At 52.4% G+C, this 23,342-nt stretch carries 17 protein-coding genes; 4 read left to right on the top strand and 13 right to left on the bottom strand.

Annotated features, from left to right (window positions below; all coding sequences use genetic code 11):
* Window positions 1-52: 52 nt before the first annotated feature.
* On the bottom strand, window positions 53-1,042 hold the full coding sequence (locus tag H7F31_RS17380) for an aldose epimerase family protein (protein ID WP_187099800.1): 990 nt from the start codon (window positions 1,040-1,042) through the stop codon (window positions 53-55).
* Window positions 1,043-1,176: 134 nt separating this feature from the next.
* On the opposite strand from H7F31_RS17380, the gene larE reads away from it, so the two are divergent.
* Genes larE through H7F31_RS17360 form a run of 4 tightly spaced genes read left to right on the top strand, consistent with a single transcriptional unit; the run spans window position 1,177 to window position 4,650 of the window.
* Entirely contained in the window at window positions 1,177-2,049 is an 873-nt protein-coding gene (gene larE, locus H7F31_RS17375; RefSeq protein ID WP_187099799.1) for an ATP-dependent sacrificial sulfur transferase LarE, read from the top strand.
* Entirely contained in the window at window positions 2,046-2,846 is an 801-nt protein-coding gene (larB, locus tag H7F31_RS17370; protein ID WP_222622712.1) for a nickel pincer cofactor biosynthesis protein LarB, read from the top strand. The genes larE and larB overlap by 4 nt, the downstream gene beginning before the upstream one ends.
* On the top strand, window positions 2,840-3,739 hold the full coding sequence (locus H7F31_RS17365; protein ID WP_187099798.1) for a nickel pincer cofactor biosynthesis protein LarC: 900 nt from the start codon (window positions 2,840-2,842) through the stop codon (window positions 3,737-3,739). The genes larB and H7F31_RS17365 overlap by 7 nt, the downstream gene beginning before the upstream one ends.
* Complete coding sequence (locus tag H7F31_RS17360; RefSeq protein WP_187099797.1) at window positions 3,736-4,650, top strand: dihydrodipicolinate synthase family protein; 915 nt, start codon at window positions 3,736-3,738, stop codon at window positions 4,648-4,650. The genes H7F31_RS17365 and H7F31_RS17360 overlap by 4 nt, the downstream gene beginning before the upstream one ends.
* Window positions 4,651-4,745: 95 nt before the next feature.
* Here the strand turns inward: H7F31_RS17360 and H7F31_RS17355 are convergent, their stop codons facing one another.
* The 12 genes from H7F31_RS17355 to H7F31_RS17300 all read right to left on the bottom strand — a co-directional run bounded on the left by H7F31_RS17355 (window position 4,746) and on the right by H7F31_RS17300 (window position 23,307).
* A complete protein-coding gene (locus tag H7F31_RS17355) occupies window positions 4,746-7,946 on the bottom strand; it encodes an alpha-mannosidase (protein ID WP_187099796.1) in 3,201 nt (1,066 codons plus the stop codon).
* 95 nt (window positions 7,947-8,041) lie between these two features.
* On the bottom strand, window positions 8,042-9,220 hold the full coding sequence (locus H7F31_RS17350) for an ROK family transcriptional regulator (RefSeq protein WP_187099795.1): 1,179 nt from the start codon (window positions 9,218-9,220) through the stop codon (window positions 8,042-8,044).
* Window positions 9,221-9,348: 128 nt separating this feature from the next.
* Entirely contained in the window at window positions 9,349-10,440 is a 1,092-nt protein-coding gene (locus tag H7F31_RS17345) for a bifunctional heptose 7-phosphate kinase/heptose 1-phosphate adenyltransferase (RefSeq protein WP_187099794.1), read from the bottom strand.
* The gene (locus H7F31_RS17340; protein ID WP_187099793.1) at window positions 10,441-12,435 is read right to left on the bottom strand and encodes a GSU2086 family protein; all 1,995 of its coding nucleotides are present in this window, start codon (window positions 12,433-12,435) and stop codon (window positions 10,441-10,443) included.
* 16 nt (window positions 12,436-12,451) lie between these two features.
* Complete coding sequence (locus H7F31_RS17335) at window positions 12,452-13,243, bottom strand: HAD family hydrolase (RefSeq protein ID WP_187099792.1); 792 nt, start codon at window positions 13,241-13,243, stop codon at window positions 12,452-12,454.
* A gap of 78 nt (window positions 13,244-13,321) precedes the next feature.
* On the bottom strand, window positions 13,322-13,801 hold the full coding sequence (gene larC, locus H7F31_RS17330; protein ID WP_187099791.1) for a nickel pincer cofactor biosynthesis protein LarC2: 480 nt from the start codon (window positions 13,799-13,801) through the stop codon (window positions 13,322-13,324).
* 141 nt (window positions 13,802-13,942) lie between these two features.
* Window positions 13,943-16,426 carry an alpha-mannosidase gene (locus H7F31_RS17325; protein WP_261800528.1) on the bottom strand — a complete coding sequence of 828 codons (2,484 nt, stop codon included), beginning with the start codon at window positions 16,424-16,426 and terminating at the stop codon, window positions 13,943-13,945.
* Window positions 16,427-16,453: 27 nt separating this feature from the next.
* Window positions 16,454-17,506 carry a hypothetical protein gene (locus tag H7F31_RS17320; RefSeq protein WP_187099789.1) on the bottom strand — a complete coding sequence of 351 codons (1,053 nt, stop codon included), beginning with the start codon at window positions 17,504-17,506 and terminating at the stop codon, window positions 16,454-16,456.
* Window positions 17,503-19,797, bottom strand: a complete 2,295-nt coding sequence (locus tag H7F31_RS17315; protein WP_187099788.1) for a helix-turn-helix domain-containing protein — start codon at window positions 19,795-19,797, stop codon at window positions 17,503-17,505. The genes H7F31_RS17320 and H7F31_RS17315 overlap by 4 nt, the downstream gene beginning before the upstream one ends.
* Window positions 19,798-19,861: 64 nt before the next feature.
* Window positions 19,862-21,427: an extracellular solute-binding protein gene (locus H7F31_RS17310; RefSeq protein ID WP_187099787.1), complete on the bottom strand. Its 1,566-nt coding sequence runs from the start codon at window positions 21,425-21,427 to the stop codon at window positions 19,862-19,864.
* 75 nt (window positions 21,428-21,502) lie between these two features.
* Window positions 21,503-22,381, bottom strand: coding sequence for a carbohydrate ABC transporter permease (locus H7F31_RS17305; RefSeq protein WP_187099786.1), 879 nt, complete (start codon window positions 22,379-22,381; stop codon window positions 21,503-21,505).
* 5 nt (window positions 22,382-22,386) lie between these two features.
* Window positions 22,387-23,307 (bottom strand): ABC transporter permease, encoded by a 921-nt coding sequence (locus H7F31_RS17300; RefSeq protein WP_261800027.1) that lies wholly within the window; start codon window positions 23,305-23,307, stop codon window positions 22,387-22,389.
* Window positions 23,308-23,342 lie beyond the last annotated feature (35 nt).

Below are 23,342 nucleotides of genomic sequence, written 5' to 3'. Positions count from 1 at the left end.
AATAGTTTTTCTCTCCATTTTAGAACATTTGTTCCTGTTTTGTCAAAAAAAATTAACTCATCGTTACTTCGAAGTTCAGCCAAGCACTGACGGTATGCCTGGGCGGAAAAACGATAGCTTGACCGGCTTCCGCCGCTTCGGCAAGCGTCAGCTTCGGAATCACGTTAAACATCTCCAGACCGATATTGTATTCGCAGCCGTAAAATGGAGCGCCGCTCGCAGGCTGGAAGTTTTGCCAATACCATAAATACGGCCAGGTATTACCGTCCCACGAGACGTTTAAACAAATCCCATCCTCCGGTCTTCGCAGCTTGTAACGATAATCCGGCGCCTCTATATACAATAAATCTCGCTCTGTACCCGGAGCAGCCATTTGCGATAAATCAATGCTTTGTCCATCCTGCTTAGCGTACGGCCAGCTCCAGCTTTCCCCGCTTACCGGATTGCAAACAACGGCGCCTTCTGACAACTCGACCTTGGTTGCCTCAGTAAGGAACGGCTTGCCATAGGCCAGATGATGTCCCCAATTAGCCTGCAATTCGACCGTTGGCGATTCATTCGTTATTTTTTCATTGATTCTAAAAATGGCTTCTCGGGATTTCAAGCAAATTTCTTTTTCAATGAGAAAAGGCATCGAACGCAAGCGGTTAGTCAGCTTTATGCTCACTTCCGCCTCATTGTCGCACAATATCTCGTAATCCCAGGGAGTTACCGCAGATTCTCCGCGATGGATCACCGTATCGCTCTGCTCATGCGTGTAACTGACCTCCGGAAACATTTCCTGCCACCCTCCCGTATAGGTCGTCTGATAATCGGGAAACAGAGCATGAGCGGGCTGGATCCCCATTCTGGTTACCCAAATCAAATCCATATCGCTCGGTTTATGTAAAAAACGGATAGGTTCGCTGCCCTTGTCCAGCAGGATATGAATGAGCAAATGCTCATTCTCCACAATGAGCGAACGATAACCTTTGTACATTAAATCATCGGTAATCCTGCAGCCATAGTTGCGAAAGCTTCTGTACAGATTTGTTCCGTGCATATGCCAAATCCCCTCTCTTGATCCATTTGCATAATTGGCGAATTCTAATTTACTTATTGATTAAGTTTATTGTATAATGGAGTCGATTGAATGTAAACCATAACATCCATGTTGAAATGAGGTGAACTGTTCCCATGTCGATAAAGCAAGCAAAGCAGCCACCTGACCGGCTAACGTTAGATAAAGACCGCCGCCTCGGCGAAATCATTACCCAAATGGCCGGGGAAGGAAAAATAATGTTGGCTTATTCCGGCGGCGTCGACAGTACCTACTTGCTTATTCGCGCGCATCGGCTGGTCGGAGAAAAAGTTGTCGCAGCCATCGCCGCATCGGAAACCTTCCCGACCCGCGAATATAATGCCGCCATTATGATTGCCCGGCGTTACGGCATCGCGGTGCACGAAACATCGGTTTCCGAGTTCGCTAACCCGCAATTCGTCGCTAACCAACCCGATCGATGCTATCATTGCAAAACCGGACTTTATTCCCATCTAAACGAGGCGGCGCAACAACTGAACTGTTTATTTATTTGGGACGGATCCAATATCGATGACTTGGGCGATTACCGGCCTGGCCTTAAAGCCAAGCAAGAGCAAGGACTGCGCAGTCCTTTGCAGGAAGTCGGCTTATCCAAGCTGGAAATTCGGCAATTATCCTACGCGATGGGGATTCCGACCTGGAACAAACCGTCCTTTGCCTGTCTGTCGTCGCGTATTCCTTACGGTACTGAAATCGACAGAAAGAAAATCGATCAGCTGGATGAAGCGGAAACCTATCTGCTCTCTCTCGGCTTCTATCAGGTCAGAGTCAGACACCATGGAGAAATCGCCCGTATTGAAATCGACCCCGATGAGATGGAATTAATGTTTAAATACAACGCCGAAGTTGATCGCCGCCTGCGGCAGCTCGGTTTTAACTATGTGACGCTCGACTTGCAAGGATATCGAACAGGCAGCATGAATGAACGGCTTGGAGCTGCCCTGCGCGTTAACGAGGCAGGTGCATGATGAACCATTTGGAACAGTTACTGCAATCCGTGCAAGCAGGAGAAACGGATATCGCAACCGCGGCCAGGCAGATCGGCATGATCGCCGGCGGCATGCCCGAAGGTCAAATCGCGGAACTTGATTTCGCCCGGATCGATCTGGACCGGGAAAGACGCACCGGTTTTCCCGAGGTCATCTATGGCGAAAGCAAAAGCGCCGAGCAGATCAGCGCCATTGCGAAAAAACTTGCCGACAATCATCTCCCTGTTCTAGCCACCAGGGTATCCGCGGACAAAGCGTCTTATATCCAGCAACATATACCTGGCGCAATCTATCATAATGCCGCACGAGTGCTTACTATCGGAAGCATGCAGCCCGAAGTGGCGCAAGATCGTCCAACGATAGCTGTCGTATGTGCCGGAACTTCCGACCTGCCGATTGCCGAAGAGAGCGCTTTGACCATTGAATTCGCTGGACTCCCTGTCAATCGTATCTATGACGTGGGCGTTGCCGGATTGCATCGGTTGCTCGTCAAATTGCCGGACATTCGCCAATCGGCCGTTATCATCGTTATAGCCGGCATGGAGGGCGCTCTGCCTGGTGTATTGAGCTCGCTTGTATCCAAACCGGTCATTGCCGTTCCTTCCAGCGTTGGATACGGAGCAGGTCTCGGCGGTATCACCCCGCTGCTGGCTATGCTCAGCTCCTGCTCCCCTGGACTGACGGTCACCAACATCGATAATGGATTCGGCGCAGCTTGTGCCGCCATACGCATCTTCAAGTTGCTTCCTATGACGGAAAGGAGCCCTTCATGCTAAAAACCGTATATTTGGATTGTTTCTCCGGCATTAGCGGCGACATGACTTTAGCCGCTTTGGTCCACGCCGGGGCGAGCCGCGAATATATCGCGGAAGAGCTGATAAAGTTGCAAACAGAGCCCTTCTCTCTGCAATGGCGGCCCGTTATGAAGGAAGGTATTTCCTCTATCAAGCTGGAAATAACGATTGACAACGAAACGGCTCCATCGCATCATCGTCATTATTCGGATATCGTTCAAATCATAAAAGCTTCAAATTTTAACGAGAGGGTGACCAGAGACAGCTTAACCATGTTTGCCAAATTGGCGGAAGCGGAGGCTCGTATTCACAATGTCCCGATCGAACATGTTCATTTTCATGAAGTAGGCGCGCTGGACTCGATTATCGATATGATCGGCGTCGCTCTTGCCCTCGATTCGTTGGGCGCCGACCTCCTCATCGCGTCTCCAATTCCGCTTGGAAGCGGCTATATTTGGTGCGATCATGGCTTATATCCCGTACCCGCGCCAGCTACTCTCGAGCTGTTGCTGGATGTTCCGATCGCCCATTCCGAAGTCAATGCCGAATTGACGACGCCAACAGGCGCCGCAATCGTGGCGGGACTTGCCGATTATTTCCTGACCGGGCTGCCATCCATGATTGTAGAGCAAATTGGTTATGGCGCAGGTACCCGGGACTTGCCTAATCGTCCCAATGTGCTGCGCGCTGTTGTCGGACGTTTGTCGTCGCATCAATTAACAGCACTTGGGCAGTCGCGTCAAAAGAGAAATACCCCCACTTGGCACCAGGAAAAATCCCATCATTCAGACCATCACCATCACCATCATGATGATCATCATCATCATAGCCCGAACGAACATCATACCCACAAACGGGAGGACGCGATCATATGAATAACCCAACTGTATCTGTACCAGTCAAAGGTGTTTACTCTCTGCTGCTTACCCCTTTTCACGAATCGGGAGAAATCGATTATGCAACCTATGAACGTTATGTCGACTGGCAATTGTCGCAACAGCCCCAAGCGCTTTTCGCTTCTTGCGGCAGCAGCGAATTGCTTACTTTAAACGCCGAAGAACGGCTGCAACTGACACGAATCGCCGTAAAACGTGCCGGAAATATCCCTGTTGTAGCAACTGCCAACGCTGGAAGCGACCCGACCGCCCATCGCGACGAGCTTCTGCGGATGGCCGAAACCGGGGTTTCTGCATTGGTAGCCATACCGCCCAATGGTTATGGACATGATCCAAGTCGTCTGTTGCATTATTTCGCCGAGCTGGCGACGGCCTCACCCTTGCCGCTCATCCTGTATGAATTTCCCGGCGTAGCCCCGCACTATATCCCGCCGGAAGTGTATGGGACACTGGTCTCCGAACATGGGGTAAGCGGAATCAAAGATACAACTTCGACGTTGGAAGGCATCACGGCCAAACTTGCCATAGCGCCGGACAGCCTTGTATTTCAAGCGAATACGGCTTTTCTTGTGCAGGCTATCACCGCTGGAGCGAACGGCATTATGGCCATTACCTCCACAGCCATGGCTAATCTCAATATCGGACTTTGGAACCGATTGCAGCAAAACGGCGGAATAGTGGATGATGAAGTTCAACTGCTACATCGCGAACTTTTATGCCTGGATGCGCTGATTTCCAACGGCTTTACCGCTACCGCCAAATATTTGGCCGCTTTGCAAGGTCTTCCTTTCACCCTGAAAACCAGAACCGGAGCTTCCTTGCAGCCGTCTACAGCCGAAGCGCTGCGTATTTGGCATGAAACGCTAGATCCGGCTCTGCAAGGAAACTAACCATGGAGCACGGGAAGCGTAGCAAGGCATCGTGCATCGCCATTCTAACCGCCGACGCCAAAAAGCCGACCTCGTGGTCGGCTTTTCCTAATGTCCTAACTTAGTACCACCCTGAACGTCTTAAGCTCATAAGGGGTGAAGTGAACCGCAAACTGATTCGACTGATGAGCGATCTCCCGTGCTTCGCGTTCCATCAGGTTCACCTCCGCCACTTCCGCTACGGAAGCGTTAAACCTGAGGGATACGTTGCCGCGCATGCCTGCGTACTCGTAACAGCGCACAATCAAAGCGTCCGAATCCTCGGCACGTTTAACCGTGTCCACGACCACATGTCCGCCTTCTATAGCTAACAGGCCAAAAGTCAGTGGTATCGCTTCTGCAGAGCCTTGCGCCAGATTAGTGAGCTTTAACGTTTCAGGCTTTGTATTTAACCTTGCGGCCTGCTCCAACGTTCCGGCTTCGAACCAATCTCCGTCATGAGGCAGCAAGGAGTAGGTAAATACATGCTCTCCTAAATCGCAAGTCGGATCCGGATCGTTGGATGACTTGATTAAAGTAAGACGCATCACATTGTCCCGGACATCATGGCCATATTTGCAATTGTTGAGCAAGCTGACTCCGCAGCCGCGCTCGGATAGATCAATCCACCGTTGCGCGCAGGTTTCGAATTGGGCAAAGTCCCAGCTCGTATTCCAATGTGTCGGCCTGCGTACATTGCCGAACTGAATTTCGTGCGTGGCATAGGTAGAGCTGACATTAAGCGGAAATGCAACCTTAAGCAGTTGTTCGCGCTCCTGCCAGCTCACCCAAGTCACAAAATCGATGCGCGGATTGTCGGGATAAACAATCATATCCTGCTTGAGTGCCGTTTCTCCATCCTGCCATGCCATGCGCACAACCGTCCGCAAAGAATTATGCTCGGCAATAACAACCGACTGCAGCTCATTGATTTGGCGTTGCTTTTCGTAATAGAAAATGTCGATTTCCCAGTTGTCGTGAGCAGTCGGCTTATCTTCGTGAACATCAAAACGGTTGGCCGCTTCGCCCGGGGCAATTAATTCTCTTTCCGTTCGTTTGTCATACAAACGGTCCAATTGGCCATGCGAATTCCAGGTCAACTCATAAAATGGCGTGGATAAACCTTGCGCTTTGACGATAATGGCAGGCTCTGCAACGTTTACGTCTGACTCCACGGCCGAGCTGTACGAAATGGTCTTATAGCCAAATGCGGGAATGTTCGGAATCCGAACGAGTACCGAACGCTCTCCCGATTCTTTGACAACCGCCTCGGCTGTCAAATGGTTGCCTTCCGCATCCGTCCAGCTGCCTCCAATCGCAAAATCATCCTGCCATGCCAGTTCGACCAATTCGTCCCTTTCCATTCCTAGCGAATTTACAACGATCCAGCATTGCTCCCCGGCAGGCGCTAACGGCAAACGTCCTGCAAGGCCAGACAAGCTGGTTCCTAACGCTTCGCGCGCAAGTCGTTCTGCTTCGCCATATTCCACATGGCAATCCTCATAAACTTCGGCAATCGACGAACCGGGAAGAATATCGTGAAATTGGTTGCGCAATACGATTTTCCAGCTTTCATCCAGCGTATCTTTAGGATAGTCTTTGAACCCGCTTACAATCCCATGAAGTACCCCTGCGGCTTCCGCTGTATGGAGCAGCGATTCCATCTCGCGGTTCATGCGTTTCACATAGCCTTGCGACGTGTACGTACCGCGATGCAGCTCCAGATAAAGCTCGCCGTTCCAACGATGCACATAACGATCGCTTTTGTCCACCGTTTGCTCCAGTTGATGGAAATACTCGTCAACTCTGCCGGTAGTCACATGTGGCAAGCCTGGCATATTTTCTAATCTTCGACGCATCTCCAGCATATGGCGGGTAGGACCGCCTCCGCCGTCTCCCCAGCCGTATGCCAGCAGCAATTCATCGTTGACCTCTTTGTCGCGATAATTTTTCCATATCCCGTTCACCGTTTCGGCCAATACCTGACCATTGTAGGTATAATACTTGGTCAAGCTATCTGCAGCTTGCCCAGGTTCGGGCGTAGTTATATAGTGCGTCAGCACTTCCGTGCCGTCAATGCCGCGCCAGTAGAACGTATCATGCGGGAAACGATTGTATACGTTCCAACTGATTTTGGTCGTCATAAAGTAGTTGATGCCGGATTTCTTTAAAATTTGCGGTAAAGCCCAGCTATATCCGAATACGTCCGGAAGCCAGAGATAGTCGCAGCTTACGCCGAAGGTTTGCTCATAGTAACGCATGCCGTACATCAACTGGCGCACCAGCGACTCTCCGTTCGGAATATTGCAATCCGATTCCAGCCACATGGCGCCGCCCGCTTCCCAGCGGCCTTCCTTGACGCGTTCCTTGATTTGCTCGAACAGCACGGGATAATCTCGTGACAAATCATCGTATAGCTGAGGTTGTGTTTGCAGAAACGCATACTCGGGATATCTCTCCATCAGCCGAAGTACGGTAGAAAATGAACGGGCCGACTTCTCCCGTGTATGTTTCAACCGCCACAGCCAAGCGACATCAATATGCGTATGGCCGATGGCACGTACCGTAACCTCATTATTTTTCGGAATGCTTTCGATTTCTTCGTGCAGCTTGACCGCGGCGGCAGCTACGCTATTATAAAATGCTGCACTGCCAGGGTTCCGATAATCCACTAACAGAAATGCCCGATCTACGGCTTTAACCAGCGCATGGCGTTCCCAACTATTAGATTCCAGCACCTTAATCGTCTCCATCGTCGCACTGGAGGTGAAGTACAAATCGTCCGTTTGTTGCTGAAGCTGCGTTATCTCGGCTTGCTGAAGGACATGGCGAAGTTCGGACATCGGCCCGAACCCGGGAAGCCCGCTCCATACTTTGAACAGAAGCTCAATCTTCCGACCAGCCAATTCTTCCGGAAAAAAAACTTCCTGATGAAATGTGCCAACTCCTTGAAAAGGCGTGCCGTTAATAAATAATAGAGACTCGAAGCCGGAAGTATGTCCAGGCCCCGTTTTGCCGAAATTGAACAGACCCACAATGTTGCGCCCCTGATGCGCTGGCAGCGTGACTTCCGTTCGGAGCCAAGCCGTTACGTCACGATCTCCCCATCGATATCCAAGACCTACTTCAGTCCACTCCGCATCTTGCGGCGGCATTGCCGCAACTTCCGCAGCCTCGTCTTTCCAAAATAAGAACTGGCCAATCTCCTGCCTATTCGTATAACGGAACGGCGATAATTCCTTTACCCGTCTCTCGAGCTTTTCAACCGTTAGCAACATCCGAACAACCTCCATTATCATCGGTATATAATTTATAGATTAAGTTAATTACCGGTCAAGCGCCGTTTCCGGCATGCTCTGGTTCTATCGGCAAGTTAGTCGGCTCCAAGAACGAGCAGAGGATTTTCCTGCACATGACCAAAAACAAGCGCAACGGCTCCCATCAAGCTTTGCATTTGCCCATAAAAAGCCTTTTCGATTATGACGCGTTCCTGCACAAAATCAAAGACGCGAGAACGAACATTTTCAACAATGGCCTCCATATGCGGAGAAAGATAAGGATAAAGTTTGCCGCCCAACACAATGACATCAGGATCATACAAGTTGATTAACGAAGTAAGCGAGGCCTCCAACATACGAAGCGTATCCTCCATGACCTTTACCGCATGCGGTTCCTGAGCCCGAACCTGAACAATAAAATCGCGAAAGTCCCCATTGCCTGACCATCGTTTCAGGATGCCGGGGATTGATCCGAGATTTTCCCAGCAGTCATAACTAATAGCAGCTCCGGCGCCGCCATGCGTCATCAGGCTCATTTGCCCGATTTGGCCGTACAAACCGTTCGTACCATGCAGCACTCGGCCATTCTGAACGATTCCGCCGCCAATACCCATTCCCATCGTTACGAATACCAAATCGCGTCCATCTCGTCCTATTCCGTACCAACGTTCTGCCAGTGCCGAAGTCCGCGCGTCATCTTCGATAAAAACTTTTGTCTTAAAGCGCTCCTCCAGCGTTGGGCGAATCGGATATCCTGCCCATCCGGGAAATCCCGGCGGATTGATCAATTTGCCGGTGCGCTGATCCATTGGCCCCGGTATGCTAACGCCAATGCCAATCACTTTACGTTTTCGGGATTCCGCCTGACCCAGCAATTTATGTACGTACGGCTCGATTAGCGCCAGCACTTCTTCCGGGTTGGTAATCCCTTCCGTACCGTATTCCACCGTATCAACAATATTGCCGGTCAGCTCGCTTAATACGACACTGACGGAAGTTCTGCCAATATCAATTCCGATAATATAATAGTAGCTGTTGTCAAATCTCAAATTCACGCGCTTGCGGCCAACCGAATCCGAAATCGATTCCGATTCTTTAATCAGGCGGTGTGATATGAGCTCCTGCGTCAAATTTGTAATCGTGCCCGAAGTCAAGTGCGTCATTTGTACAAGCTCGATTCTTGATATCGCTTCATGCTCCCAAATTTTATGAAGGATATGCGACACATTTTGATTTTTGACCTTTTGCAGATATAACACCTTTGATTCCGCCATCTCCATAGCTCCCTTATGCGAAAAAATAATAAATTGCAAACCTGCAATCTCGCTTGCTATTCATTCTAATCTTCCGCTCCGGCAAACACAAGCGAAATCCCTGTCATCCTGCCTGGTCGCGAGGCCAATTACTGATGTTTATTTTCCGTTTTCCCATTCATGATTTCATCATACCTCGCCAGAATTTCCTGTCTGTCGGCTGTCCCCGTCATACCTAATTTACGTATGACTACCGCGGCGCCAAGCTGCGCAAAAAACATGGATTCGGGACCGCTGCACCCCGCACCTCTTGCACAAAGAAACGCGGATGCGAAATGATCTCCGGCTCCGACAATATCCAATGGAGGTTTCACCGGATGACCCGGAACCCAGACCGGCGTTCCGCCGTCGAACCACAAGGCTCCACGGGAGCCGATCGTCATACAGCACGGAGCTTCATTATTGTTCTGAAGCTGTTTACCCGCATCCAGAAGCCGTTCCCAAGAAATCTCGCCTTCGCGAGGATCCAGGCCCAGTGCCTGCAGCGATTCGATTTCGTTTGGCTTGATGCAGACGCCGTTAAATTTGCCGATTCGATCGCGGCTGTCCACCACGATTTGTTTTCCCCGAGCCGACCAGAACTGCAATCTGACGCGCACTGCTTCCGTTATGATCCCTAGCGGCAACTGGTCGGTAACGGCCACTATATCCGCCGTTTGCATCATTTCATCAAGCGCCGCTATCATTTTTTTTTCCTCATCCGCACTCAAAGCACGCCGATTAATAAAGTCCAGACGCGGGTCTTCTTGACTGACTCCCTGCAGCCCATGGCGTATAGGCTTGCAATATGCCGGCGTCACCCACTGCTTGAGACTCAGACTGTAGCTATCGTTAATCCCGTTATCCTCCAAACATCGATGCAGCAAATTTCCTCGCCAATCATCCGCCGTTGCCGTGCAAAACGACACTTCCCGGCAGCCAAGCGCCCGCAAGTTCATAGCCACATTGCCGCCGGCTCCTGGAGACACCCGCTCTCCGATGATCGGCAACGAATAATGCGGCGTTTCCCGGGATAGCGTGCTCAACGACATATCGGCATCCCAATAGACATCCAGACAGCCATCCCCGATTACCGCCGCCCGCAAATTGCCGATCCGTTCGACAACTTCCTCCACGCGCTCCTTGGACATTCCTTCATAAACATGCAGATGCCCCGAAGCTATCAAATGTTTGTTCTCCATCTATACGTGTTCCTCTCTGGCGTTGACATCTCTCAGCAATTGCTTGGCAAGCGCCGGAATTGTCTCCTGGTGCATCCCTTCGAAATGATACCCTTTGCCGCCAAGGCTCGTCGGCCGATGAATAATGTTTTTTCTTGGTCGATAGTAATAGTCCCAGTCCTCATAGCCAACTTTCATATGGTAGTTGCCAAGCTTGACAATATCAAAATTAGCCGTTGTAATATTTTTGACCGTATGCTGCAAATTGCGTACGATCGACAAAGCCTTGAGAAAAACCTCCGGGCCGATGACCGTGGAGCCGAAATTCAGAAAAGCTCCGCCCTCCAGCCGTGAAACCGTCGAGCAATAGATCAGAAAATCCCGGCCGCTCGCTCCTCCCTGCTGTCGAAAATCAGCATCAGGATGCTGCTGCACCGCATCCGTGCCGATCGTAATATGCACCGTATAAGGAATGCCGCCGTCTATGCAACTGCCGATCAGGCTATGGGCGAGAAACGGGAACTTTTCGGCATGCTGCTGTACATAAGCGATCAAACTTTCACCGTAGCCCAGCCCGAGCGGATAACCGGCAGCAAGCGCTTCGTTAACGATCTCCGACGGTTCCCGCCACATGCCAAGCCTGCCGTTGCTCAACGCTCCGCTGCTATCCTCATCCGTATGACCAAAAGCAGCCAATTCCAAATCCTGAAAAGCGCAAGCGCCGTTTACCGCCACATGATCGATCATGCCTTGCCTTACCAACTCGCCCATGGCCGCTGTCGTTCCGCTGCCCGGCACATTGCCGCCTAACGAAACCAGGAGGGGCTTGCCGTTTTTTTTGCTTTCTCTTAGCCGCTCCGCCATTTCAGCGAATCGAGGCGGGTCATAGTCCTCCGACAATTGCCGATGCTCGGATACTGTCGACCCCAGCCTGAATTTACTGTTCCTCTCCGCGATCGGGAATAGCTGCATGCGTTCCCGCTCAAGCTTCGGCGCCGCCTCGCGGTCTACAGGCCGAAAAGTCAAGGATTGTTCCTTTATCCGATCCAGCACCGTATGGAACAAGGCAGGGATGGTCTCCTGATGCAATCCCTGAAACAGGTAGCCGGTACCGTCAATCTGCCCCAGCCGATCTACGAAATTGCGCCTCGGACGATAATAATAGTCGGACGCCGTCTCTGGCGGTTTCCCGCTGGCGTCAGCCGGTACGATATCGAAATTCGCGGCGGTGATGCCCTTCATGCCCAACCCGGTGTTGCGAGCCATGCTGACCGCTTTCAAAAATATCTCGGGACCCGAAATGGCCGAGCCGAAATTAAGAAAAACGCCGCCTTCGTTTAAACCTGCGATGGACTGGCACATAGTGCGAAAATCACGGCCGCTTGCTTGCCCAAGCGCTTCATAATCCGCGATAGGATGCTGATGAATGATGTCTGTTCCGATCGAAATATGGCAAGTATACGGCACGCCGAACTGTTGGCACTGAACAAAGACGCAATCATCATAATAGGGGAAACGTTCCGGATGGGTCGACAAGTAACGATGCAAGCTTTCGCCATACCCAAGGCCAGTCGCGCTGCCTTGCCTAATCGCTTCATTCATGTATCTGCCTGTTTCCTCCCACATCCCGAACGATCCGTCCTCGATCGATTGGGCCACATCCTCAGACGTTTCGCCAAGAAAGGCCAGTTCGAAGTCGTGGATGCTTGTTGCCCCGTTGCCGGACACATGCGTGATGACGCCGTTTCGAACCAGTTCGATAACGTATCTGGACAATCCGTTTTTAATGACATGAGCGCCCATGGACCAGATGACCGGTTTCCCTGCGCAACGGGCCTCTACGATCCGATCGATGAGATCCTTCCATTGAGGCGAAGTCGCCTCTCTCCAGGCCGGCCGTTGGTCTTCATAGGGACGGGCCATATTGCGAATGGTCACAAGATTGTGCCGATCATGCACGGAATTGGTTGATACCTTGGCAAGCGACAATCTCTGGAACGGCAATACATCGGCCATTACGATCACTCTCCTCTCACAAATCGATCAAGCCAAGCCTGCCGAGCCATTCCTCCAAGTTCAGGAAATCCCCGGCAATCCAGTCCGCCCCGGCAGCCAGCAACCTGGCCTCTTTAACCGGATTGATGCCTTCACGCCGCAACTCGTCGCTTGCCAGCCCGTACGCCGCCGCACCGCTGGCCTTGGCCAGCGTAATCTCCACTTTGCCGTCTCCGATAACCGCCATTTGTTCCGCAGCCGTCGCGCCGGAGCCGAGCAAATCCGAGATGATCTTCTCCTTCGGACATTCCGCCTGGCGAAGCGGCGCGCCATGTATCCCGGCAAAGTAACGATAAACGCCAAGTGCCTTCGCTTCGCGCTCTACATCGGGGTGATCCGTTCCGCTGGCTACGTAAAGCGCAATATCCGCCTGGCGCAGCCGATCCAGCAATTGCTCCGATCCTTTGATCAAGAAATTTTCTCTCTCCAGCTCGCCGCTCTCGAGAAGCTGCAAGCGCCGTTCCACTTTCTCCATCAGAAGCCGATTGTATTCGGCCTTGTACTGCCACTGATCCATAACCTCGTTGTTCCAGCCGTAACGCCGAACCGTCTCCGCCAGCCACTGCATCTGAAACACGGTCTGAATGCCGGTCGACTGATCTACGTAGCTCTCCACCTCTGCCCTCAGCCGCGCTTCCTCCGCCTCCGTCAAAGCGCGGCCGCCCGCGATGCTTTCTTGCATAAATGGAATCATGACTTCCTCCCAGCCGGCGCGCAGCGTGGAAATGGTACCGTCGAAATCAAATATTACCGCCTTAACCGTACTCATGGTCTCTCCTTCTCTCCGTTTTATTACTTATTCATTAAGTTTATTGGGCGAAACGATGCCTTGCATCCGTCTTCCCCCTCAATTCGGCAGCTGCCCCTCCTGCAACGCAAAGCAGATCCTCGCTTCGTCAAAAACCGTCTTCAACGGTACTTTATAAGCGGCTGCCGCCGCCTCGCAATCCGCATATTCCGGAGAAAACTGAACCAAGCGCCCCTTATAATAACCCGCCTTGACCCTTAGTTCCCCAAAGCGCGTGCGCACTGTTTTCAACTCTTTGCCCAAGCAATGCGTCCGGGCCGGCACATGGCGAATGCCAAGCGTCGTGGTCTCTGTAAAGATCACTTCCTCCACGGCGTCCACCGCTTGAGGGCCGCACATGACATTAAGCATCAGCCCGGGCCGGCCTTTCTTCATAATAACAGGGATCCAATAAGCGTCGCTCGCGCCAGCTGCCAGCAGCTTATCGATCACATAGGGACAAAATTCGGGATTCATGTCATCCACATTAGTCTGCAGCAGCAAACGGTTGTCTATAAAACGATCTTGAGATGCGCACATGGTTATACCCCCGTTTCATCGGTCTGGCCGGCTTCGTGCGTATTGTTTTTAACTTCATTATTATCTTTATCATTAAGTTAATGCGCTTTAATCATACTAGACTAACAACCCGCTTGTAAAGATAAATTTGCAGCGCATAGATTATTGCAATTCCAGCAAATTGACTTCCGACACTTCTAGCTCCAGATCGAACGGCAGTTTAAACGTCTTGATTTCGCTGCATCCGAATTTCGCGGTCCACGTCCGGTTCAGCCAATGGCATTCGATCGTCGCTTCCGCAGCCCTCCCGTCCGTCTCCCGGCAACGAACCATGTAGCCGTCTTCGTCCTCCCCCAATTTAACAGCCTCCACCGCCACATTGGATACCGACACCCGAACGCCTTCCAGAACGGGTGGCAAGCTTCCCTTATGGTACGTCTCCACTACATGCAGCAGCGGTTGATTGAGTACAGCCGCCTCGCGAACGACGCCGGCCGCGCGCCAGTCGCCCTCATGCGGAACAAGCGCATAACGGAACTCCTGCACGCCTTGATCCATATACTCGCACCATTCGTCCCTCTCTCCGTAATGATCGGCGTATATCGCTCCTCGCGCCGCCGTCATTCTCAATTCGCTATCCAGCACGTCGAAGGCGTATTTGCCGTCGTTCAGCAACGCCAAACCCGCGCGCTTTCCCTGCTCCGTCAAACCCGATACGTCGACCCACCGCTGTGCCGGCTCTTCTTCCCCGTTGACTGGACGCTCCAAATAACCGTAAGGGATCTCATACGTGGCCGCAGGCTGCTCAAGCGCCAGCGGAAAAGCCAACTTCAGCATGTTATGCTTCTCGCGCCAATCCAGCTTCACCTTCACATGAACGACCGGACTTCCCGCATAGATGGTAAAATCCTGACGCATCGTCGATTGACCGTATACGCTCGTCGTCCGAAGCGTCGCGCGCAGCGGACCGGACTCCGCGACTGACAGCCTCGCTTCGCCAAAACGGCCCGTCTCCTTGCGGAAGCTCAACATATTGTGTCCCCATGTATCGCATTCGCTTTCGTCGATCACGATCGGATGCCCGCCGATGCCGTTTATCAAGTCCACGCCGGACCGCTTGTCGAGCAACCTGGAAATCCCCCCGCTTCGCTTGTCGAATGCCAGATGCACAAGCTCGTTCTCCAACGAAGTCTCCGTTGCGGCTACCTGATCGACCGTCGCAGCCTCATGGCTTTTGTTCCGGTAAATCCAGTACAAACGATAGCCATAGGCCGGTACTTCAGCCATGAACAAAGTATCGTACTTGTCGCCGCCGTTGGTACGCGACGCGCGTACATGCTGAATGGACAGCGCCTTCCCCGACTCGTCGGTTGCCCCTTTCATCTGCTGGGTCACAACGACGGGTGCGGTCACTGACCACGAATGCGGGTTAAACACGACGACCGGCACGCCTAGATCATGCTGCTCCCACAAGGTTCTCTCCTGATTTTTGTCCAAATAGCCGATGCCTTCGCGCATCGTATCCACGGCCCAGGAGATACGCTGCAGCGCTCCGTTCTGCACCACCCCACCGAGATACAAGGCGTGACCGTAACCTTCGCGGGCATCCTCATAAGCCTCCCTGATACAGCAGCCGCCCATAATATCGTGAAACTGGTTGAACATAATCGTTTCCCAGGCTTGACGCAAGAAATCCGTCTCGTAACGATGACCTAACAAACAATGCGCCGCGACGGAAAGTTTCTCTGCCGTGAGCAGGCGCTGCTCCGCCTTGCGATTAAGCAACTTTGTTTCGGAATGCGCCGAATAACAGCCGCTGGCGTGATGTTGCATGTCGCCCGTCACGACCGGCAGCTCATGCCGACCAGGCAACGCCTTGTCAAAAAAAGCGTCGGGCGAGCTGAACGTGATGGCATCCTTGCCATGCTCGTGCTGCATAGCTCTGATTTCGTGAATATTGGCAATCGTCGGCCCTCCGCCATGATTGCCCACGCCGTAAAAGCACATCGCGTCTGTTCCCGTATGGCCGGCTTGCTCCAGCGCCTCCGCGATTTTGGGACTTGCAGGCTGCGACTGATGGGTGTTGTAGCCGCCCGGAATGCGATACGCGGTAACGCGGCTGCCATCCGCCCCTTCCCACAGAAACAAATCCGCCGGAAGCTCCTTCTCCCGCTTGTCGGGCCGCATAAAAACGTAATGCTCCATGCCGCTTAACTTCAACAGTTGCGGCATCATTGCATGATGGCCGAACGAATCGACATTATAGCCAACCTTCGCCGCCTTCCCGAATTTCTCCAGGAAATACCTTTGTCCGTACAAGGAATGTCTGGCGAACGATTCGCCGGAGGGAAGGTTGCAGTCCGGCTGGACCCACCATCCGCCTGCGATGACCCATCTGCCCTCCGCGACCCGATTGGTAATTTCCGCGAACATGGCGGGATCATTGTCTTCGATCCACTTATAGGAAGCGGCGCCCGCGCAAGTGAAAATAAACTCCGGAAACTCTTTCATCCGGTCAAGCGCAGAGCGAAACGTCGCTTTGGTTTCCGCAAACCCTTCTTGCCATTGCCACAGCCATACCGGATCAAGATGCGCATTGCCGATCATATGCACCGTCGGTCGGGCCTTGCCTCGCTGTTCTTCCATTCTGTTCACGCCTGTTCCTCCCTCTCTCTAAAATAACGTCATAACGCCCACTTGAAGCCGTTTGTTCGCCCCTGCCAAAGTAAAGCCGATGCGGCGGCTGTCCGGACTGAAGGACGGATGCGGATGTCCGGGATGATCGTTCCATCTCCGCACGGTGCAAAGCAATTCCGAGTGCCCCGTTGTCGTGCAAATACAGACGATTCGACTGGGATGCTGGAACGTATCCGCGACGACCCATCTTCCGTCGGGGCTGGGGGCGGCATGCCAATACGAATAATCCCCGTTCAGATGCCTCGACTCCCCGTCCCGCACGTTCACGGCAAACACGCCGGTAGGCTTGAGCGGACTATGCACGTATTTGACGTAATACAGCTCGTTGCCTTGGGGCGCCCACATCTCGTGGCCGATATATTCGCCAAGCTCGCCGCCGTCCCCTACTGTACGATGCCGATACAAATTGCGAGATTGTCCGGTCGTCCTGTCCACCGCCCACATGCGATCGGGAATATGCTCCGTCTTGCCTTCATGCGCGTAAAACACCAAATTCGGATTGCGCGGATTGATCATGGCATGGTTGGCCACAGGATAGGGCGCGGAAAAACGCGGCGTGGCCGCAGGTTCCACTTGCCCCGTTTCAAGCTCGCAGATGCCGATTACCCAGTCCGCTCCGTCGAACCAATACAGTCCCAGCGTACGGTTGTCGGCCGTAATGGATGGCGGCCCATGGAAGGCGCAGCCTTGCGGCAATTCGCATACGGTCCGGCTCTCTCCGGTTACCAAATCATAAACCTCCACGAGACGGTCGCGAACGACATACAGCTTGTCGTCGGCCGATACGACGCCGCCGGCCCATGAACGATTGTCCGCGATCGTTTCGGCTTGCCCTGTCGCGGTGTCCATCTTGACGTAACTGCATTGCCGGTTTCCATTAATCCTTGCGCATAACACGAGATGGCGATTGTCAGACAACCACGACATGGATGTAAAATACATCAAGCCGGTATCAAAGCCTCGCTGAGCGAATACGGTGTACGCTCTGCCCGTCTCGACGTCCCGCATTTTCTTGCGATTGAATTTCATGTCTCTTCTTCGCCCTCCCCCTTCGTTTCGTTGCTCCCGCCTTGATGGCGATCCCGGTATTGGCCGGGAGTGATGCCCTCCATTTTGCGGAAATAGCGAATGAAATTTTGCGGTTTGTTGTACAACAGTTTTTCGGAGATGCTCGTTACGGTCATCGTCGTTTCGTTCAAGTATCGTTTGGCCAATTGCAGGCGCTGTCTCGCCACGTAATCGCCAAACGCCGTGCCCGTTTCCTTGCGGAAGACGCGCCCGATATATTCGGGATGATAGTTCAACCGGGAACCTAATGCCTCCAGCGTCAACGGCGTTTCGATCTCCCGGTGGATAATGTCCAGCACTTGTTCGGAAATGGAGGCCGCTTGTTTATTTCTGCGCCGCTCCATTGCCGCGACGATCGGCTTAATCATCTCATCCGCGAACCAATGGCCGATTTCCTCCGTTGTTTTTAGCGCAAGCAGCTCCGGCAACATCCTTTTATCATCCGTCAGCAGCTCCTGCATCGTTCCGCCGCTGTCCTGGTGCAGGCGCAGCATCTCCCCTTGCAGCCGCATCAAATAAAGCTGCAGTTCCTGATGGCTGATCGGCTTTCCTGCGACAAAAACCAAAAACTCGTTCAGCAGCGTCACCGCTTGCCCGGCGTCCAAAAGCCTGATCTGCTCCAGCAGCGCCGAAGCGATATGTTGAGGGAACGCTGTTGGCGACACCGCAAGCTCTTGGTAGACGTCCTCCAGAAAGATGACCGACATCCGTCCCAGCCTGATGCCGTACGACATCGCTTCTTTTGCCTCCCGGTAGGCTTCGGGAAGTGACAGCGGCTCCTCGACGGCGTAGCTGACTCCCAGATTGGTCTTCAGCTGCAAATACGTTTCCACCGCTTGTTGCAAGGCGTGCGCCAGCTCGCTCGTCAGCCGCTTGTTTTCTTCTTCCGGCAGCATACCTCCGCCTACAACCGTCACCTGCATCGCGCCCGTCAGGACGGGCGACAGTCGCGAAGCGGCCGGAATAATTTCCCCGGCGATATTGTTGATGGCGAACATAAGCAAATCTTTGTCCTGTTCATTGTACCTCGAGCCCTCTAACGTATCGATTTCCAGGCAAATGACGCGCATCCAGCGCCAATCGGGCATTTCTTGCCGACTCATTCGCTTTGACATCTCTTCCGTGCCGACCGCGCCCTGCAGCATTTTGTGGGTGAAATATTCCCTTAGTTGCCCGCTCATATGACGCTGATTGCCCAGCAAACCATGCAAAGTCGATTCGATCCAATAAAACTCGTCCCTTTTGCCCGATCCCCCGCCCGGGGTTGCCGACTGCAGCGCCAAACCGTACAGGCGGTCCACCGGCCGGTACAAACTTCGCGAAACCTGCAGCGCCAGCAGGCATACGAGCAGGATGAGTCCCGAGCAAATAGCCAGCGTCACCCATCCGATCGCCTGGGACTCTCGGGTTACTTCGGAAATATACACTTTGGAAACATAGATCCACCCGTTATATCCCGACTTAAGATAGGTAATGACATGAGGTTTGTCGTCGTTAGCGTCAACCTTATATTGTCCGGCCTCTTCTGGCGACGACTGCAGCCTCGCAAGAGAAACGTTGCCGGATTGATCCGTGCCGATCCAGGAGCGATTGCCCGCCGCTATGATCCGATAATGTTCGTCGAGCACGAACATCTCGCCGTATTCGTCCGTCACCGGAATCATTCGGCTAAGCTCCTCGGACGGCAATAACGCCACGACCAATCCCATAAGCTGCAAATTGCTGAACAACACCTTTTTGACAAGCACCGTATGATAGACGTTGTTCAGCATAGGCATCTGCTCGTTCGCCCAATAAGAGAATCGGGTCATATCCGAATAAGAATCGAAAACAGGCGCATAAGCGCTTTCCTTATACGCGTTTTTCCCGCCGCTGCCCAGTATCCAATCCTGCCCGAAGTTGATCAGAAACACGTCGCTTAGTCCAAATTCGTACGTTTGCAACCTGTGCAGCGACTGAATCAATTCCTCGTAGAGCAAGTAATTGCCGGCGTCCAGCGGCTGCCCCATCGCTTTGACGACAAGCGGCGAATTTACGAATTGGGTCTGCGTATTGTCTACCGTCTTGAGTCGCTGCTCTATGCGCAGCAACGTTTGTTCCACCATATCCGCATTGCGGCTCTCAGCCTTCTCCAGCAATTGCTCGGATGTCTTGAAATAGGCAAAGCATCCGAGCGCGACAACCGGCACGACCCCGATGCAAAAACAAAATAAAAACAGTTTCCGAAAGTAACCGACCCGAAACTTTGCCATCCCTTCTCACCTCCGCATTTGCCGGATTGGACCGGGAGTTATCCAACTCCCGGCCACTGGTTTTCTACTGCGATTTAGCCAAGCTATCGGCGAATTCCGCCAATACTTTCTGTCCGCCGGCCTTCAGCCAGGCAGCGATTGCCGACTCCCATCCGGCTTCGTCCAGCTGGCCTGTAATGAATTTGATTTTGGCGTCATTGATGATTTTGTCCAATTCGCCTTTACTTTGCGTCCATGTCGCCGATTCCAGTCCCAGCGCAGGATTCGGAACGGCGATGGCGGCATTGTCCTGTATGCGCTTCTCCCCCTTGAGCAGCAATTCGTCTGCTCCTTTGGCTACCAGACGCAAGGATTTGTCGTCGATGCTCAGCTCGTTCAGCCCGTCGGTAAGCAGCGACTTCTCCTCTTGCTTGATCAATTGCTCGGCTTGGCCGTCCACGATGCGATAATGTTCGTCTTCCACTCCCCAAGCCATCACGTTGATCGCGTCCGATTCCAGCAGCCGGTCAAAAAAACCGAGAATTTGCTTCAGATTCTCTTCCGTTTTCACGGACGATTTCGGGAACAGATAGACGCCGGTATAACCTTGCTGCGCAAATACGCGTTCGCCCTTCGGTCCCGCAATATTACCCATCAAATCGACAACGGCGTCCGCATTGTATTTCAGCGTTTCGTTTTTCAAAGTGGCCGCGCCGTCATTGTTGCCAAGCAGCACGCCCGTTTTCCCTTGCGAAAACATCGTGGTCCGCTGCAGCTCCTCCGTCACGACAAAATCGCGGTTGATGAGCCCTTCTTCGTAAAGCCTCTTAATATAGTTAAGCGCCTCCAAATATTCCGGTGTCATAAATTCCGCCTGGAATTGTCCGTTCTCCACGCTCCACTTGTTCGGCGCTCCGAACCATGACGAGACGTGCGGCAGCAAGTACGCTTCTATATCTTTGTATTCGCCCAATCCCAACGTATCGTCCTGCCCGTTGTTGTCAGGATCGTCTTTCGTAAACGCGCGCAGAACCTCGTACAATTCCTCCGGATTCGTAGGCTCTTGCAAGCCTAACCGCTCCAGCCAGTCTCTGCGGAACGTAACGCCATGGCGGGCAATCGATCTTGGACGGTACAATCCGTACGTTTTGCCCTCGACCTTCGTAAAGTTGAATTGCATCTCATTCATTTGGCTGAGATTAGGGAATTCGGACAAGTACGGACCGATCTCCCAAAAAGCGCCTGACTTAATGGCATTCACCAGCGGAGCCGCCGTATAATTTAGCGCCAGCATCGCCTGCGGCAAATCGTTGGAAGCCAGCGATATGCTGATCTTGTCGTCATAAGCGGAACGCGGCACCCAGGTCATGTCCAACTTCGTATTGGTCAATTCCTGCAGCTTGACCCAGGCCGAATTCGTCGTATCCGGCGGCTGCGGCGTATAATAAGTTGCAATGACGCTGATGCGCAGCGGTTCGCCGGGAGCTCCTTCTCCCTCGGATGCGCTCGGCTTGACCGAGGATGTTGGTTTATCCGTCTCGTTTCCTCCCGATTGACCGTTGTTTCCGCCGGCGCACCCCGCGACCATGGCTAACGCCACTAGCCATACGACAAACCAATTTGCTCGAACAAACCCCGACCTCTTTTTCATATATATAACCCGCCTTCCTCATTTTATTGTATACATAAATCCGGGTCGATGAAATCCCCGTGCCGGATATCGACCTTACCCCTTCACGGAGCCTAGCAGCATGCCTTGCGCAAAATACTTTTGCAGAAACGGATATACCGCAATAATGGGTAAGGTCGCTACTACAATAACAGCCATCTTGATCGTTTGCGGCGGCACCACGTATTGCGCTTCGGTGCTGTAGCTGACGTCGCCAATGCCCCCGGACGACATGATAACGATCTGTCTCAGCAGTACCTGGATAGGCCACTTTGCCGAATCGTTAATATAAATAATGGCGTTAAAAAACGTATTCCAATGCGTCACCGCATAAAACAGCGAAAAAGTGGCCATGGCAGGCAAAGACAACGGTATAATGATTTTCCACAATATATAGGGATCGCTGCCTCCGTCCATTTTGGCCGATTCTTCGTAATCGATCGGCAGCTGGCGGAAAAAATTGATCAAGATGATTAAATAAAACGGATTGATGGCTACTGGCAGCCATAGCGCCCAATACATGTTCAGCAGTCCCAATCCCTTTACAACGAAAAAGCTTGGAATCATACCTCCGCTGAACAATAGAGTGAACACGATAAGCGCCATGATGGGCCGTTTCCCTTTAATGTTTCTGGACAAGGGATACGCCATCAAAGCCGTCATCGCCATATTAATAGCCGTTCCAGCGATCGTAATCCAGGCAGTGGCGCCTATGCTTCGCAACAATGTAGGCTCGGAGAAAATGAAACGGTACGCTTCCAAAGAAAACGTTTTCGGAAAAAGCAGAAATTTGCTGCCAAGCACCTCCTCCGCCGTCGCAAACGATCCGGCTGCAATATGAACGAACGGCAGGAGCGTCACAAGCGCCATGGCCGCCAGAAACAAATAATTGCCAATATCGAAAATAAGACCCGATACGGATGTTCGTCGCAGCATGGTTGTTAATACACCCCTTCCTCGCCCAGCTTGCGCGCCATATAGTTCGCCCCGACAACCAGCAGCAATCCTACAACCGACTTAAACAATCCTACCGTCGTGGAATAGCTGAATTGCCCCTGAATAATGCCGTTGGTATAGACATAAGTGTCGAACACTTCGCCGACGTCGCGATTAAGCGCGTTTATCATCAGCAGCATCTGCTCAAAGCCGGTGTCGAGAAAATTGCCCAGTCTCAAAATCAGCAAAATGATAATCGTGCTTTTAATTGCCGGTACCGTAATGTGCCAGAGCTGGTGCCAGCGATTTGCCCCGTCGATTTTAGAGGCTTCGTACAATTGAGGATCGACACCCGCCAGAGCCGCCAAAAAGATGATGGTGCCAAAGCCGGTCTCCTTCCAAATCACCTGCAACGTCACCATCGGCCGAAACCATTCCGGCGCCGTCAGAAACGCGACCTTTTCCCCGCCCATCCTCACGATGGATTCATTGACTAAGCCGCCTTCCGTCGTAAAGAGCACATAAGAAATGGCGACAACGACAACGATGGAAAAGAAATGGGGGATATAGATAAAGGTCTGTACAAGCTTTTTGAACCATTGACGCCTCAATTCGTTTAGCAGCAGCGCGATTATGATCGGCAGCGGGAAAAACAATCCGATGTTGTAAACCGCCAAAATAACCGTATTGCGGAACAACATCCAAAACGTCGGCTCGTTAAAAAAACGGATAAAATGACTAAAACCTACCCATTCGCTACCGGCAAATCCCAGCGCGGGCTGGTAATTCTGGAAAGCGATCAAAACCCACCACATCGGCAAGTATTTGAACAGAAGGAAAAACAGCAGCCCGGGTACCAGCATGGCGTACAACCAGCCGTTCCGTATCGAGATTCGCCGCAACATTGCATTCACCTCCGTCCGCATAAATTCTTAATGATTAAACTAAATTTGATCAGCTG

Origin of the sequence: Paenibacillus sp. PAMC21692 (assembly GCF_014303795.1) — a bacterium.
GTDB lineage: Bacteria > Bacillota > Bacilli > Paenibacillales > Paenibacillaceae > Pristimantibacillus > Pristimantibacillus agaridevorans.
This window is presented reverse-complemented; position numbering and strand designations above follow the sequence as displayed.

What these genes read in the sequence shown, in the direction of transcription:
- H7F31_RS17380 (WP_187099800.1), bottom strand. Translation starts at nt 1,042, where the DNA reads ATGCACGGAACAAATCTGTACAGAAGCTTTCGCAACTATGGCTGCAGG.
- larE (WP_187099799.1), top strand. Translation starts at nt 1,177, where the DNA reads ATGTCGATAAAGCAAGCAAAGCAGCCACCTGACCGGCTAACGTTAGAT.
- larB (WP_222622712.1), top strand. Translation starts at nt 2,046, where the DNA reads ATGATGAACCATTTGGAACAGTTACTGCAATCCGTGCAAGCAGGAGAA.
- H7F31_RS17365 (WP_187099798.1), top strand. Translation starts at nt 2,840, where the DNA reads ATGCTAAAAACCGTATATTTGGATTGTTTCTCCGGCATTAGCGGCGAC.
- H7F31_RS17360 (WP_187099797.1), top strand. Translation starts at nt 3,736, where the DNA reads ATGAATAACCCAACTGTATCTGTACCAGTCAAAGGTGTTTACTCTCTG.
- H7F31_RS17355 (WP_187099796.1), bottom strand. Translation starts at nt 7,946, where the DNA reads ATGTTGCTAACGGTTGAAAAGCTCGAGAGACGGGTAAAGGAATTATCG.
- H7F31_RS17350 (WP_187099795.1), bottom strand. Translation starts at nt 9,220, where the DNA reads ATGGCGGAATCAAAGGTGTTATATCTGCAAAAGGTCAAAAATCAAAAT.
- H7F31_RS17345 (WP_187099794.1), bottom strand. Translation starts at nt 10,440, where the DNA reads ATGGAGAACAAACATTTGATAGCTTCGGGGCATCTGCATGTTTATGAA.
- H7F31_RS17340 (WP_187099793.1), bottom strand. Translation starts at nt 12,435, where the DNA reads ATGGCCGATGTATTGCCGTTCCAGAGATTGTCGCTTGCCAAGGTATCA.
- H7F31_RS17335 (WP_187099792.1), bottom strand. Translation starts at nt 13,243, where the DNA reads ATGAGTACGGTTAAGGCGGTAATATTTGATTTCGACGGTACCATTTCC.
- larC (WP_187099791.1), bottom strand. Translation starts at nt 13,801, where the DNA reads ATGTGCGCATCTCAAGATCGTTTTATAGACAACCGTTTGCTGCTGCAG.
- H7F31_RS17325 (WP_261800528.1), bottom strand. Translation starts at nt 16,426, where the DNA reads ATGGAAGAACAGCGAGGCAAGGCCCGACCGACGGTGCATATGATCGGC.
- H7F31_RS17320 (WP_187099789.1), bottom strand. Translation starts at nt 17,506, where the DNA reads ATGAAATTCAATCGCAAGAAAATGCGGGACGTCGAGACGGGCAGAGCG.
- H7F31_RS17315 (WP_187099788.1), bottom strand. Translation starts at nt 19,797, where the DNA reads ATGGCAAAGTTTCGGGTCGGTTACTTTCGGAAACTGTTTTTATTTTGT.
- H7F31_RS17310 (WP_187099787.1), bottom strand. Translation starts at nt 21,427, where the DNA reads ATGAAAAAGAGGTCGGGGTTTGTTCGAGCAAATTGGTTTGTCGTATGG.
- H7F31_RS17305 (WP_187099786.1), bottom strand. Translation starts at nt 22,381, where the DNA reads ATGCTGCGACGAACATCCGTATCGGGTCTTATTTTCGATATTGGCAAT.
- H7F31_RS17300 (WP_261800027.1), bottom strand. Translation starts at nt 23,307, where the DNA reads ATGCGGACGGAGGTGAATGCAATGTTGCGGCGAATCTCGATACGGAAC.